The organism is Ancylobacter sp. (genome assembly GCF_965279025.1).
Taxonomy (GTDB): domain Bacteria; phylum Pseudomonadota; class Alphaproteobacteria; order Rhizobiales; family Xanthobacteraceae; genus Ancylobacter.
The window spans coordinates 3,744,469-3,759,075 of sequence record NZ_OZ257132.1 but is presented as its reverse complement, the minus strand read 5'-3'; the positions used below and the strand labels follow the sequence as shown (position 1 = coordinate 3,759,075).

At 67.6% G+C, this 14,607-nt stretch carries 12 protein-coding genes; 8 read left to right on the top strand and 4 right to left on the bottom strand.

Annotated features, from left to right (window positions below):
- Complete coding sequence (locus tag ACQY76_RS17470; protein WP_428029979.1) at positions 1 to 930, top strand: ACP S-malonyltransferase; 930 nt, start codon at positions 1 to 3, stop codon at positions 928 to 930.
- Positions 931 to 961: 31 nt separating this feature from the next.
- Here ACQY76_RS17470 and ACQY76_RS17465 read toward each other — a convergent pair whose 3' ends face one another.
- Genes ACQY76_RS17465 through ACQY76_RS17450 form a run of 4 tightly spaced genes read right to left on the bottom strand, consistent with a single transcriptional unit; the run spans position 962 to position 4,478 of the window.
- A complete protein-coding gene (locus ACQY76_RS17465) occupies positions 962 to 1,957 on the bottom strand; it encodes a biotin-dependent carboxyltransferase family protein (protein WP_428029978.1) in 996 nt (331 codons plus the stop codon).
- Entirely contained in the window at positions 1,950 to 2,819 is an 870-nt protein-coding gene (locus ACQY76_RS17460) for a 5-oxoprolinase subunit B family protein (protein WP_428029977.1), read from the bottom strand. The genes ACQY76_RS17465 and ACQY76_RS17460 overlap by 8 nt, the downstream gene beginning before the upstream one ends.
- Before the next feature lie 13 nt (positions 2,820 to 2,832).
- Positions 2,833 to 4,236, bottom strand: a complete 1,404-nt coding sequence (locus ACQY76_RS17455) for an acetyl-CoA carboxylase biotin carboxylase subunit (protein WP_428029976.1) — start codon at positions 4,234 to 4,236, stop codon at positions 2,833 to 2,835.
- A complete protein-coding gene (locus tag ACQY76_RS17450) occupies positions 4,233 to 4,478 on the bottom strand; it encodes an acetyl-CoA carboxylase (RefSeq protein WP_428029975.1) in 246 nt (81 codons plus the stop codon). The genes ACQY76_RS17455 and ACQY76_RS17450 overlap by 4 nt, the downstream gene beginning before the upstream one ends.
- Before the next feature lie 142 nt (positions 4,479 to 4,620).
- On the opposite strand from ACQY76_RS17450, the gene ACQY76_RS17445 reads away from it, so the two are divergent.
- The 7 genes from ACQY76_RS17445 (at position 4,621) to torT (ending at position 14,471) form a co-directional block, all read left to right on the top strand.
- Positions 4,621 to 5,583: a LysR family transcriptional regulator gene (locus ACQY76_RS17445; RefSeq protein ID WP_428029974.1), complete on the top strand. Its 963-nt coding sequence runs from the start codon at positions 4,621 to 4,623 to the stop codon at positions 5,581 to 5,583.
- A gap of 88 nt (positions 5,584 to 5,671) precedes the next feature.
- Positions 5,672 to 6,397, top strand: a complete 726-nt coding sequence (locus tag ACQY76_RS17440; protein ID WP_428029973.1) for a LamB/YcsF family protein — start codon at positions 5,672 to 5,674, stop codon at positions 6,395 to 6,397.
- A 119-nt stretch (positions 6,398 to 6,516) separates the two neighbouring features.
- Positions 6,517 to 7,476: a helix-turn-helix domain-containing protein gene (locus ACQY76_RS17435; RefSeq protein ID WP_428029972.1), complete on the top strand. Its 960-nt coding sequence runs from the start codon at positions 6,517 to 6,519 to the stop codon at positions 7,474 to 7,476.
- Positions 7,477 to 7,516: 40 nt separating this feature from the next.
- Entirely contained in the window at positions 7,517 to 8,896 is a 1,380-nt protein-coding gene (locus tag ACQY76_RS17430) for an aspartate aminotransferase family protein (RefSeq protein ID WP_428029971.1), read from the top strand.
- Between the two features lie 389 nt (positions 8,897 to 9,285).
- On the top strand, positions 9,286 to 11,310 hold the full coding sequence (locus ACQY76_RS17425) for a hydantoinase/oxoprolinase family protein (protein ID WP_428029970.1): 2,025 nt from the start codon (positions 9,286 to 9,288) through the stop codon (positions 11,308 to 11,310).
- A gap of 5 nt (positions 11,311 to 11,315) precedes the next feature.
- Positions 11,316 to 13,265 carry a hydantoinase B/oxoprolinase family protein gene (locus ACQY76_RS17420; protein ID WP_428029969.1) on the top strand — a complete coding sequence of 650 codons (1,950 nt, stop codon included), beginning with the start codon at positions 11,316 to 11,318 and terminating at the stop codon, positions 13,263 to 13,265.
- Positions 13,266 to 13,367: 102 nt separating this feature from the next.
- Positions 13,368 to 14,471: a TMAO reductase system periplasmic protein TorT gene (torT, locus tag ACQY76_RS17415; protein WP_428029968.1), complete on the top strand. Its 1,104-nt coding sequence runs from the start codon at positions 13,368 to 13,370 to the stop codon at positions 14,469 to 14,471.
- Positions 14,472 to 14,607: the final 136 nt, after the last annotated feature.

Sequence of the window (14,607 nt, the reverse complement as noted above, 5' to 3'; positions counted from 1 at the left end):
ATGCGAACCGCGTTGCTTTTCCCCGGCCAGGGCGCACAGCGGCCGGGAATGCTGTCCGCCCTGCCCGACCACCCGGCGGCGCGTAGCACGCGCGCGGAAGCGGCGGACACGCTCGGGCAGGACTGGCGCGCGCTGGAAAGCGCCGAGGCGCTGGAAGGCACGCTCGCGGCGCAGCTCGCCTTGCTGATCGCCGGCGTCGCGACCGCGCGGATGCTGGCGGCGGAAGGGGCGCGGGTCGACGTGGTGCTGGGCCAGTCGGTCGGCGCCTTTCCGGCCGCCGTGGCGGCGGGCTGCCTCGCCTTCGCCGACGCGCTGAAGCTGGTGCGGCTGCGCGCCAGCGACATGGCGCGGCTCTATCCGTCGGGCTTCGGCATGGTGGCGATCGTCGGCCTCACGGCCCGCCGGGTAGCGGCATTGGTTGAGGCTGCCCGGGAGGGCGCGCCGCTCTATATCTCCAACGACAATGCCCCGCTCCAGCAGGTGATCTCCGGTGCGGATGAGGCACTGGCGCGGGCCTGCGCCGCCGCCCTGGACGCCGGTGCGCGCAAGGCGGAACGGCTCCACGTCGCCACGCCGTCGCATTGTCCCCTGCTCGACCCGGTGGCCGTGTCGCTGATGGAGGCGTTTCGCACCGTCGAGATGCGCGCCCCGCGCATCGCCTATGCCAGCGCCAGCCGCGCCCGAATGATCAGCGACCCCGCAGCCCTCGCCGAGGACCTGTCGCGCAATGTCGCCCAACCCGTGCGCTGGCGCGAGACAACGGAACTGCTGGTCGAGCGGGGGGTGAGGCTGTTCCTCCAGGCGCCGCCAGGCTCGGTGCTGACCGACCTGGTGGGCGAGGCGCATCCCGAACTGCGCAGCGTCAGCCTGGAGACCCTGCCGCTGAAATCGGTGCTGTATCTCGCGGCGCATGATGACGAGAAACGCTGAGGAACACGCCCGGGTCCCGCCGTATTGCTGATCAGTTGCCCGCGTGCAGCGACGGCTGCAGCTTCTCCATCCGGGCCGTCTCCACCGCGCGCGCCTTCAGCGCTTCCTCGAGCGTCACGGCCACGAACCGCACGGGCTGGTGCGGCTGCAGCTGGCCGATCAGGTCCATGTCGGCCGAGATCACCGTGCCGATCATGAAATAGCCGCCGCCCGACACCGCGTCGCGGTGCAGCACGATCGGCTCGGTGCCCCCCGGCACCTGTATCGAGCCATAGGGATAGCAGCTGTCGACGATGTTGGAGGGATCGGAGCCAGCGCCGAAGGGCGGCTCGCGCGGCACGAAGTCGAGCTTCCGGCCACCGCGGAAACGATAGCCGATGCGGTCCGCTTCGGGCGCCACCTTCCAGGTGTCCTCGAAGAAGCCGGCCTGCGCCTCCTCGGTGATGCGGTGCCAATAGAGGCCCGGCTGTACGCGGATTTCCACCCCGCTCACCTGCACCGGCCGGCGCCGGTCAAGCGGCAGCGTCGCGCCCTCGCGCCCGGTGCCCGTTGGCGTGCCCAGCGGCACCACGTCGCCCGCCTTTAAGGCCCGGCCCTCGAAGCCGCCCAGCGCGCCTAGCGCGTAGGTCGAGCGCGAGCCGAGCACTTCCGGCACATCGATGCCGCCATTGATGGCGATATAGGCCCGCGCGCCGCCCTTGAGAAAGGCGAAGGACAGCACCTGCCCCGCCTTCACGGCGATGGCGGTCCAGAGCGGCTGCTCGACGCCGTCGAGCTTGGGCGGCAGTTCCGCGCCGGTGACGGCAATGAGCGCGTCGGCGGAAAAGCGCAGCTCCGGTCCGAGAAACACCGCCTCCAGCCCCGCGGCGCCATCGGGATTGCCGACCAGCCGGTTGGCGGCAATCAGCGCGAAACGGTCCATGGCACCGGAGACGGGCAGGCCGAGATGGTAGTAGCCCGGCCGGCCGAGGTCCTGCACGGTGGTGGCGAGGCCAGGCTTCACGACCTCGAACGAGTGCTCAGCCATTGAGGGCCTCCAGCAGCTTGGCGTTGGTGCCGGCGGGATCGGCCGTGAAGGCGTCGAGCGAGAACGGCACCGGCACGATCTTCGGCTCGAAGCTGCCCGCGTCGATCGCCGCGACGGCGGCGTCATACTCCGTGCGCTCGATGGCGCGGAACTTGATGATGTCGCCGGGGCGGAAGATCATCAGCTCTTTGAGATAGCTGATCTTTCCGGTGGGATCGTAGATCGGCATCGGCGTGACGCCGAACATCTGGTAGCCGCCGGCGCCGCGCACCGAGTAGATGCAGCCGAAGCAGCCGCCATGGCCGACGGTGAGGCGCGGCGTATCGGTGCGCGGACGCAGATATTTCGGCACCTCGATCTGCTTCGCCCGCTCGACCAGCTGGTAGGTGAAGGGCAGGCCGGCGACGAAGCCGACCATCGAGACGAACCAGGGCGCGGCCGCATGCGCCGCGATGAAGCTCGCCACGTCGGCGAAATTGTTCACCCGCGCCGCATATTCGAGATCGGTCGCCGTCGGGTCCTGATGGCGCTCGCGGAAGCGCATCAGGGTCTCGTTGGTCCACGGGTCGTCATACAGCACCGGAATCTCGATGATGCGCGTCTCGATGGTTTTCTCGGCGCTCTCCGCAGCGGCCTCGAAGCTCTTGAGCTCCGCCAGCATGTCGTGCGGAGCGATGATGTCGGGGTTGAACTTGACCTGGAACGAGGCGTTGGCCGGGCAGATCTCGGTGACCCCGGCAATGCGGCTTTCGCGCACGGCATTGGTCATGGACAGGCTCTTGAAGAAAGCCTCCAGCGACATCTCCTCCTCGACCTCGACGAAGATGTGTTCGTCACCGCCGAATGAATAGCGCATCTGCATCGCGGTCGATCCCTCAGGCTGAGGTGGCAATGATGGGAGAGGCGGGCCCGGTGGAAGGCCCGGCCAAAGGCGCGCCGGCGAGCCATGTCTCCAGCCACCGCGTATGGACCGCGCCGGCCTTTACCGCCGGATCCACGGCGAGCGCGCGGTGCAGCGGCGCGGTGGTGGGCAGGCCCTCGATCGTCAGTTCGCCCAGCGCGCGATCGAGCCGGATGATCGCGGCGGCACGGCTCTCATCATGGGCGATCAGCTTGCCGAGCAAAGAGTCATAGAAGGGCGGCACGGTGTAGCCGGCATAGAGCAGCGTATCGAAGCGCACGCCTAAGCCGCCCGGCACGGCAAGCGTGCTCACCGTGCCGGGCGAGGGGCGGAAATCGGCTGCCGGATCCTCGGCGCAGATGCGGGCCTCGATGGCGTGGCCGCTCAGCACGATGTCGTCCTGACGGTACATCAGCGTCTCGCCCATCGCGATGCGGATCATCGCCCGCACCAGATCGATCCCGGTCACCATCTCGGTCACGGGATGCTCGACCTGTATGCGGGTGTTCATCTCGATGAAGAAGAACTCGCCGGTGGTCTCGTCGAACAGATATTCCAGCGTGCCTGCGCCGCGATACCCCACCCGCTCGGCGAGCCGCACGGCGGAGGCACACAGGGCGGCGCGCTGCTCGGGGCTCAGGCAGGCGGCGGGCGCCTCCTCCCACACCTTCTGCCGCCGGCGCTGCAGCGAGCATTCGCGCTCATAGAGATGCACGGCGCGCGTGCCGTCGCCGAGCACCTGCACCTCGATATGGCGAACGCGGTCGATGAATCGCTCCAGATACAGCCCGCCATCGCCAAAGGCCGCCCGGGCCTCGCCGCTCGCCTGCGGGAACTGCGTCGAAAGCTCCGCCTCGTCGCGGGCGACGCGGATGCCGCGCCCGCCGCCGCCGGCAGCGGCCTTGATCATCACGGGATAGCCGATGCGCGCGGCTTCGGCCCGGGCGGTGTCGAGTTCGACGACGACGCCCTCCGTACCCGGCACCGTCGGCACGCCGGCGGCCTGCGCTTCCCGCCGGGCGCGCGCCTTGTCACCCATCTGGCGGATCGTGTCCGGTCGCGGGCCGATGAAGACGAGCCCGGCCTCCTCCACCTTCTGCGCGAAATCGGCGTTTTCGGACAGGAAGCCATAGCCCGGATGCACCGCGTCGCAGCCGCTCTCCACCGCCGCGCGCACCACCGCCTCCTGGTTGAGGTAGGATTTGGTGGCGTGGGCGGGGCCAACGGGTGCGACGGCGTCGGCAAGCCGGGCGGCCAGCATGTCGCCATCGGCGGCACTTACCGCCTGCACGGTGCGCAGGCCGAGTTCGCGGGCCGCCCGGATGATGCGCACCGCGATCTCGCCGCGGTTGGCGATGAAGATCGACGAGATGCTCATGGTCCGGCGTCGAGATCGTAAAGCGGCTGGCCGGCCATGACCGCATCCTCGTTCTCGACATGGAAGGCGAGAAGCGTGCCCGCCTCCTCCGCGATGACCGGCGTGAAGGACTTCATCACCTCGATCAGGCCGATCGTGTCGCCCACCGCGACGGTATCGCCCTCCGACTTGAACGCCGGCTCGCCGGGCGCGGTCGCCCGATAGAAGGTGCCCGGAAGCGGTGCCTGTATCGTCTTCACCATCGCATTGCGCCCATCGAAGCTCGGTTCATCGCTACGGGAAGAGTTGCAAAAGACGCCCCCGTCGAGAAATAGCATTAAGGAATTCGGGACATCAGAAAATCAGATAGCATGCCGCAGTACCCCTGCCGGTGACGAGGACACCATGTCGATTTCGCTGAAGCAGATCCGCTACTTCGTCGCTGCCGCCGAGTCTGGGCGGATCAGCCAGGCTGCGGTCGAGCTCAATGTGTCCCAGTCGGCAGTCACCGCCGCCATCCAGCAATTGGAGGGGATGCTGGGCGCGCGGCTGCTGGACCGCACCCCCACGGGGGTGAGCGTGACGCTGGAGGGAAGCCGCTTCCTCTCCCAGGGACGGCAGATCCTGACGGCGGTGGCCGAGGCGGTGCGCGATGCCCGCCACTCCACCGACCCTATCGTCGGCATGGTGCGTGTCGGCGTCACCTACACGGTGTCGGGCTATTTCCTGCCGCGCCACCAGATGCGCTTCCAGTCGAGCTTTCCCGGCATCACCATCGAATTGTTCGAGGCCCCGCGCTCGGTGGTGGAGCAGGCTCTGGTCGACGGGGCCCTGGATGTCGCGGTGCTGCTGGTTTCCAATCTGCAGAACAGCGAGGAGCTCGCCAGCCAGCTGCTGCTGCGCTCGGCGCGCCGGCTATGGCTTACCCCCTCGCATCCGCTTACTCGGCCGGAGCGGGTGAGCCTCGCCGACGTGGCCCGCTACCCCTATGTCATGCTCACCGTCGACGAGGCCAAGCACACCGCCCTGCGCTACTGGGCGGCGCAGGGGCTGGAGCCCAACACCATTTTCCGCACCTCCTCGGTGGAAGCCGTGCGCTCCATGGTCGGCGGGGGCATGGGGATCACCATCCTGTCCGATCTCATCTACAGGCCCTGGTCGCTGGAGGGCCAGCGCATCGAACTGCGCGATCTCGCCGACGAGGTGCCGAGCATGGATGTCGGCCTCGCCTGGCGGCGCGACACCGGTTTCACCCCGGCCACTCGGGCCTTCTGCAATTTCCTGCGCTTCGCGGTGGCGGGCGACAGTGCAGGCCGTTCCGCCTCTTCGGAGGAGCCGCGCAGCCCTACACCGGCCATCGAAAATTAAGATATCGGCATCCGCTTAATACGATTTGACGCTTACCGCCTTGCTTCGCCACGCTTCGCACCATCCTTGGAGACACGGAGAGCTTGGCATGGGTGTCGTCATCAACTGCGACATGGGCGAAGGGTTCGGCCTGTATCGCTGCGGCGACGATGCCGGCATCATGCCGCATATCGATATCGGCAACGTGGCCTGCGGCTTCCACGCCTCCGACCCGATGGTCATGCGCGAAACCGTGCGCCTGGCGATTGAACATGGCGTGGCGGTCGGGGCCCATCCGTCCTTTCCCGACCTGCAGGGCTTCGGCCGGCGGGACATGGCCATGGGGCGCGAGGAACTCGCCGCCTGCCTCCTCTACCAAATTGGTGCGCTGAAGGCGTTCCTCGACGAGGCCGGGCTGAAGCTTAATCATGTGAAGCCCCACGGCGCTCTCTACGGCGCCGCGATACGCCGGGAAGAGGTGGCACAGGCCGTGGCGGACGCCGCCTCGGTCTATCGCGTGCCGGTGATCGGCATGGCCGGCACGCTGCACGAAGAGGTGTATCGCAGCCGGGGGCTCCCCTTCGTCGCGGAATATTATGCCGATCTCGACTATGATCCCGAGGGCGCCCTGCTGATCACCCGCGCGCATGACGCGCGCGATCCCGTCGAGGCGGCGCGCCGAGCGGTGCGGATGCTTGCCGAAGGCAAGGCGACAACCATCGACGGCCGGGACTTCGACATGAAGGCCGACACGATTTGCATCCACTCCGATACGCCAAACGCGGTAGAGTTGGCGCGCATCTTGAAGGAGGCGGTGCAGCCTTGGCGGGCCTGACCGCCGGCTTGCATCTGCGACCCAGCCAACGGCGTGGCTGCGTGCCGCTCCGGAACGTGACTGTTGAACCCGCAGCGGCGCGCCCGAAGGCGCCCCGCATTGGATCGGAGGAGCGTGACATGCGTGCCAGCTACTCGACCGATCAGGCGTCGCCGATGCAGAGGCGCCAGTTCTGGCAGTCTGCCGTCTCCAGCACCTATTTTCCTCTGGATCTGCGCTTCGCTTCCGGCGACACCTTCTCGGGCAGCCTGGGCGCCTGGTCGCTTGGCCCGGTCGCGGTGTCGCGCAATGTCTCGGACGGGCTGCTCTACCGCCGGCATGAGCGCCATCTGGTGGCAGAGCGCGAGGAGAGCTACCTCATCACCGTTCCCGAACTGGCCGAAATCCGCTTCGAGCAGGACGGGCGGCAGGTGCATTGCCGGCCGGGCGCGTTCCTCATCGAGCGCAGCCACCTGCCCTACGAGTTCAGCCACACGGATCCGGCGGCGCTCTGGGTGATGAAGGTGCCCAGCGACGTGCTGCGGGCCCGCATCGCCCGACCGGAGCGCCTCGCCACACTGCAGTTCGACGCCAGCCGCGCGGTGGGCGCCATGTTTGTCGACATCTTGCGCCTCACCGGAGCGCGCATCGACGAAATGGACGAACCGGCCCGCGCGCTGCTGGGCAAGCAGCTCGTCGACCTGCTGGCCATGGCGATTGAGGCCGACGAGCGCGTGCTCGCGGGGAACTCCTCCACGGTGCGCAACGCGCATCTGCACCGCTGCGAGCATTTCGTCCGCACACGGCTCGGCGACATGCGTCTCTCGCCGCAAATGGTGGCGGAAGGCTGCGGCATTTCGGTTCGCTACCTGCACCAGATCTTCGAGGCCGAAGGTATCACCGTGGGCGCCTATATTCGCAACCAGCGCCTGCTTGCCAGCGAGGCGATGCTGCGCGATCCCTACTGCCGCAAGTCGATCTCCGAAATCGCCTATGAATGGGGCTTCGGCGACCAGGCCCAGTTCAGCCGAAACTACCGTGCCCGTTTCGGCTGCACACCGAGCGAGACACGCGCCGCTTCCCGCTCCCCCGCAAACTGATACCGCGGGGGGCTTCCCGCCCCGCCCCAAGGTTCCGAGAATGCTCACCAACTCGCTGCACAGTCTGGACGTCGCCCACCATATCCATCCCGTCACCAATCTGCGCCGGCATGAGCGACAGGGGCCGATCGTCATCGACCGTGGCGCGGGCATCTATGTCTATGACGACGAGGGGCGCGAATATATCGAGGCGATGGCGGGGCTGTGGAGCGTCGGCGTCGGCTTCGGCGAGCCGCGCCTCGTGGAGGCCGCGACCCGGCAGCTGGAGAAGCTGCCCTACTACCATGTGTTCTCGCAGAAGGCGCACGCCCCCTCGACGCTGCTCGCCCGCAAGCTGACCGAGATCGCGCCCGCCGGCCTCAGCCGCGTCTTCTTCACCAATTCCGGCGGCGAGGCCAACGACACCGTCATCAAGTTCGTCTGGTACTACAACAACGCGCTGGGCCGGCCCGAAAAGAAGAAGTTCATTTCCCGCGAGGGCGCCTATCACGGCATCACCCTTGCCGCCGCCAGCCTCACCGGGCTCCCGGGCAACCAGAAGGGCTTCGACCTGCCCCTGCCCTTCGCCCGGCACGTCTCGCGCCCGCATTACTACCGTAACGCCCTGCCGGGCGAGAGCGAGGCGGCCTTCGTCGAACGGCTCGGCCAGGAGCTTGAGGACATGATCCTCGCGGAGGGGCCGGAGACGGTCGCCGCCTTCATCGGCGAGCCGCTGATGGGCGCGGGCGGCGTCATCGTGCCGCCCGAGGGCTATTGGCAGAAGGTGCAGGAGATCTGCCGCAAATACGACGTACTCATCGTCGCCGACGAGGTGATCAACGGCTTCGGCCGGCTCGGCACGATGTTCGGCTGCGACGCCCTCGGCATCGCGCCGGACATCCTCGTCTGCTCCAAGCAGATCACGTCTTCCTACCAGCCGCTCGCCGCCATCCTCATGAAGGATTCCATCTACCAGCCGATCGCCGACCATTCCGAGACGCTCGGCGTGTTCGGCCATGGCTACACCACGGGCGCCCATCCGGTGGCCACCGCCGTGGCGCTGGAAAACCTCGCCATCATCGAGGAGCGCGGCCTCGTCGCGCGCGCTGCCGCCATGGGCGCGTATATGCGCGCCGGGCTCGCCCGCTTTGCCGACCATCCCCTGGTGGGCGAAGTGCGGGGCATGGGCCTCATCGCCGCCGTGGAACTGGTGGCGGACAAGGAAACCAAGGCGCGCTTCAATCCCGTCGGCAAGGTGGGCTTGCGGCTGTTCGACCGCGCGCATGATCACGGCCTGATCATCCGCGCCATCGGCGACACGATCGCCTTCTGCCCGCCGATGATCATCACCGAAGCCGAGATCGACGAGATGCTGCGCCGGTTCAAGCTCACGCTCGACGATGTCACCGCCTGGGTCGAGGCGGGAATGCCCGACGCCTGACCCCCCAACAGCCCGCTATGGCGCCGTCGCCCTACGCCTGACGGCGCCCGTTCGGAACGCCCCCGCCCGCCGCCCCTCGGGGCGGCGGGGCCTTGCGCTCGCCCTCTTTCCCGCCGGAGCGTCATATGCGCCCTGCTCGGCCCGACAATGCCCAATCGCGAGGCAGGCGAGCCGGGCGCCTGAAAAATGACCTTGGTGCGCTCTCTCGCGCAAATCTTTCTGCGCTTTGCGCCAAGTGTGGGCGGCGCAAAGCACGTTTAATCCCTTCGACTGCTCCGACATTGCGCCGCCTGCCGACGAGGAAAGAGGGCCTGGATCACCGATCCGGCCGTCCGCTCGCCGGCGTGGTGCGCGCGGGGGGAGGAGCGCGTGCGAAAGGGAATGCTGCCGTGCAGAATCTCCGCGTAGCCGTCGATGTGGGCGGCACCTTCACCGACATCTGCATCATGGACGAGGCGACGGGCCTTATCCGCATCGAGAAGACCTCGTCCACGCCCGACCCCATCGACGGGATCATGAGCGGGGTCGAGAAAGCCGGCATCGACCTCTCGCAGGTGGCGTTGTTCTCGCACGGCACCACCGTCGCCACCAACGCGCTGATCACCCGCCGCCTGCCGCGCGCCGCCGTCGTCTCGACCAAGGGCTTCCGCGACGTGATCGAAATCCGCCGCGCCAACAAGGAGGACCTCTGGGACGTCTACAAGGACGTGGTGCCGCCCTATGTGCCGCGCCGCGACCGGCTGACCGTGCCCGAGCGCATCGACGCGGCCGGCCGGATCGTCGAGGCGCTCGACGAGGATGCCGCCCGCGATGTCGCCCGCATCCTGAAGAAGCGCGGCGTCGCCACCATCGCCGTGTGCTTCATGAACGCCTACCTCAACGGCGCCAATGAGCAGCGCATGCGCGAGATCCTCAAGGAAGCGATGCCGGATATCCCGATATCCATTTCCTCGCAGGTGCTGCCCGAGATCTTCGAGCATGAGCGCTTTTCCACCACGGTGGCGAATGCCGTGGTGAGCCCGGTGGTGGTCGACTACACCACCCGGCTCGGCGAGCGGCTGGCCAGCGGCGGCTACACGCGCGACCTGCTGCTGCTGCACACCGGAGGCGGCGTGATGACGCCGGCCAGCGTGAAGGACTTTGCCGCCCGCCTCGCGGGATCCGGCATCGCGGCGGGCGCTATCGCCAGCCGCTATATTGCCGGGCTGTGCGGCTTCCCGAACTCCATCGGCCTCGATATGGGCGGCACCTCCACCGACGTGTCCCTCGCCTATGACGGCCAGTCGCGAGTGACCAAGGACTGGTACATCGAGTTCGGCTACCCGATCCGCTTTTCCTCCATCGAGGTGATGACCATCGGCGCCGGCGGCGGCTCGCTCGCCTGGACTGACCCTGCCGGCGGCCTGCGCAACGGCCCGCAATCGGCTGGCGCCTATCCCGGCCCGGCCTGCTACGGCAACGGCAATACGCAGCCCACCAATACCGACGCCAACGTCACCCTCGGCCGCCTCGGCACGTCGCTGGCCGGCGGCAAGGTGCAGCTTGACCCGGAGCTTGCCCGCAACGCGGTGGAGGAAGGCGTGGCCAAGCCTTTCGGCCTCGGCCTGCACGAGGCGGCGGACGCGATCGTCAAGGTCGCCAATGCCAACATGTCGGACGCCGTGCGGCTGATCTCCATCTCGCGCGGCTACGACCCGCGCGACTTCGCCCTCGTCGCCTTTGGCGGCGCCGGGGCGCTGCATGGGGTCGAGGTCGCCCGCGAGCTGGCGATTCCCGTGGTAATCGTGCCGCCCAATCCCGGGGTCACCTCGGCGCTGGGCTGCCTGCTCGTCGATATGCAGCACGATTTCTCGCAGAGCTGCATGGTCACCGCCGACGAGGCCGATCCCGCCGCCATCGAGGCGCAGTTCGCCGAGCTGGAGCGCGAGGCGATGGCACGACTGACGCATGAAGGCGTCGCCGAGGCCGACATCGTGCTGCAGCGCTCCATCGACATGATGTATCGCGGCCAGTGGCGTTCCCTGGCGGTCAATGCGCCGCGCCCGATCGGCGCCATTGCCGACCTGGTCGGCAGCTTCCACAGCGAGCACAAGCGCGAATACAACTTCCGCCGCGACGACGCGCCGGTGAGCTTCTTCCGCCTCAACCTCAAAGCGATCGGCATGGTGCCGAAGGCCGAGCTCGCCGTGCATGCCCCCACCGGCGTCACGCCCGCGCCGGTTTCGCACCGCCGCGTCTGGTTCGACGGAGAAGGGCTCGACACCCCGGTCTATCAGCGCGACGAGCTGCCCTGCGGCTTCGTCTTCCACGGCCCGGCCATCGTCGAGCAGCTGGACTCCACCACCGTCGTGCCGCCCGGCGCCCGCGCCGAAGTCGACAGGTTCCTCAACATCCTCATCCGTGTGAAGGGCTGAGACCGATGGCCGAGCTCGACCCCGTGACCTTCGAGGTCCTCAAGAACTCCTTCATCACCAGCGTCGACCAGATGGGCGAGCAGATCCTGCGGACCTGCTACTCCTTCGTGATCTACAATCACGACTTCTCCAGCGCGCTGCACGACGCTGAGGGCGAGTGCGCCGCCCAAGGCAATGCCGACATCGCCGTCCATGTCGGCACGCTGCATTTCACCTGCAAGGAAGTGATGCGCCATTTCGCCGGCGACATGCACGAGGGCGACGTATACGCGATCAACGACCCCTATGCCGGCGGCACGCATTTCTCCGATGTGCGCCTCATCCGGCCGATCTTCGCCGACGGCAAGATCATCGCCTTCTCGCAGTCCAACGGCCACTGGTCGGATGTCGGCGGCTCGGTGCCCGGCTCGTTCGACGTCTCCGCCAAGGAGATGTTCAAGGAGGGACTGCGCATCACCCCGGTGCGGCTGTTCGACAAGGGCCGCTTCGTGAAGGACGTCGCCCACCTCATCGCCTCCAACACCCGCGACCCGGCCTCGATCATCGGCGACATCCAGGCGCAGGCGGAGGCGACCGCCGTGTGCCAGCGCGAGATCCTGCGGCTCGTCGGCAAATATGGGCGCGAGACGGTGGAGACCGGCCTTGCCGCCGTGCAGGATTATGTCGAGCGCTCGGCGCGCCAGCGGATCGCCGCGCTGCCGGACGGCGAATGGGAGACGGTGGACTTCATCGACCGCGACCCGGCAGGCGGGGAAGGGATGATCCCGATCCGTATCAAGCTCACCATCAAGGGCGACAAGGCGATCTACGATTTCACCGGCAGCCACCCGGTGATCGGGTCCATCTATAATTCCGCCTTCGGCACCACCTTCTCCGCGGTGGCCGCCGGGATGAAGACCTTCTTCCCCGATCTGCCGCTCAATTCCGGCTTCTACCGCTGCTTCGAGATCATCGTTCCGGAAGGCTCGATCGTCGACGCGCAATGGCCGGTGGCGGTGACCGGCTTCCTGATGCCGTTCGAGAAGATCATGAACTCGATCTACGAGATGTGGTCGAAGCTCATGCCCGAGCGGGCGCTCGCCTGCGCGTTCAATCTCGAATACCTGCTCACCGGCGGCCGCGATGCGCGCACGCCCGACAAGCCGATCTTCATGTTCTACGACTGGCTGCCTGGCGGCTGGGGCGGGCGCAACGGCAAGGACGGCGCGAACGTCACCACCGCCTGCTTCGGCACGGGCATGATGGCCCAGCCGGTAGAAGGGCAGGAGCGCGCCAACCCGATCCTCACCACCGAATGCGAAATCCTCACGGATTCGCCCGGCCCCGGCAAATGGCGCGGCGGCGCCGGCGTCGTGAAGACGTCGCTGATGCTGGCGGCCGAAAAGACCGTCATTTCCTATATCTGCGACCGCGAGCGCGCGGTGGTCTGGGGCATCGAGGGCGGCCTGCCCTCCATGCCACACGGCCTGACGCTGAAGCGCGCGGGCTCCGACAAGGAGGAGCGGCTCGGCTCGATCTTCTCCGACGTGCCGATCGGCGAGGGAGACGTGTTCTCCCGTCCCACGGCCGGCGGCGGCGGTTTTGGCGATCCGCTGGATCGCCCCCCTGCCCTCGTGCTGGAGGATGTGAAGGACGACTATGTGTCGCTCGGGCGAGCCGCCAAGGACTATGGCGTCGTCATCCGCACCATCGACGCCGAGCTCTGCGACTATGAGGTGGACGCCCCGGCGACGGAGGCGCTGCGCGCCGAGCAGCGGCGCGTGCGCGTGGCCGAAGCCCGCCTCGATCCGGAATCGGTGGCCGTGCGCTACCGGGCCGGCGAGATCGACTCGTTCGACGCCATCCGCCGCCATGCGGTCATCCTCGACTGGGGCACCGGTGCGCTGCTGCCCGAATCCACCCGACAGTTCCGCGAGGTCTTCGAGCGCCGTTCCCTCGCCAATTGGACAAGCTGACCCGCGTCGCCGCCCTGCGCGGCGCCGCAACGTGCTTTCGGCAGGGGACGACCGGCTTGGAACGCGCCCTGCCGCCAAAAACCAACCAGAGGAAAAAGAACCATGTCCACCACCGCCATCCGCAGTCCGGCCCTTTCCCGCCTGAGGCACCGCGCATTGGCCGGCGCCGCCCTTCTCGGCTTCGCTTCCGCCACGCTCTCCCCGGCGGCGGCGGAGACGAAGTGGTTCCCGATGAAGATTTTCGACGCCTCGTCGGGCACGCCGGTGGCGGCGGAGTACACGCCGCTGGCCAAGGCCGAGAAGCCCTACAATATCTGCGTGCTGTTCCCGCACATGAAGGACAGCTTCTGGGTGGCGGTGGCCTATGGCATCGTCAAGCAGGCCGAAACCTCGAACGTGAACATGAATCTCTACGAGGCCGGCGGCTATGAGAACCTGCCCAAGCAGCTTTCGCAGTTCGACGACTGCATGGCGGCGAAGGCAGACGCCATCATCGTCGGTGCCATCTCCGGCGCCGGCCTGATGAAGAAGTTCGAGGAGGCAAAGGCCAAGGGCATACCGGTGGTCGGCGTCACCAACCCGCTGCCGCCGAACGCGCTGCCGGCCGCCAATTATGTCGATTTCGTCGCCATGGGCGAAGTCACCGGCGAGGGCCTGCTGGCGCAAACCAAGCCGGGCGAGAAGCTGAACATCGTCACCTTCCCCGGCCCAGCGGGCTCGGGCTGGGCGGAATCCTTCAACGAGGGCTTCAAGAAGGCGGTGGCGAAGAACCCCGACGCCAAGATTCTCGGCGAGAAGTTCGGCGATTCCGGCGTGGCCGTGCAGCTCCAGCTCATTCAGGACGCGCTTCAGGCCTATCCGAGCATGAACGTGATCTGGGGCACCGCCCCCACCGCCGAAGCCGCCATCGGCGCCGTCGCCGAAACCGGCCGCACCGATATCAAGATCGTCTCCTCCTATGAGAACCAGGCGATGCTCGACGCGCTGAACCGCGGCGACATCCTCGCCTTCGCCACCCAGTACCCTGTCGGCGAAGGCGCCATCGCCATCGACCAGGCGGTGCGGCTCATCGAGAAGAAGCCGGTCATGTCGCTGGTGCAGCCCGTCGCCGCCGTCATCGACCAGACGACGGTGCCGAAACTGCAGATGGACCTCGTGCTCGCGCCGGCAAACTGGAGCCCGGTCTACTCCGTCAAGGCGAAGTAGTCTTAGGGCTTGCTCGCGGGTCGTCATCCCGGCCGGAGCCGAAGGCGGAGAGCCGGGATCGTGCGCCGAGACCTGCGCGCGGTCCCGGATACGGCCTGCGGCCGTTCCGGGATGACGAGAACCTTATCGGGCTACG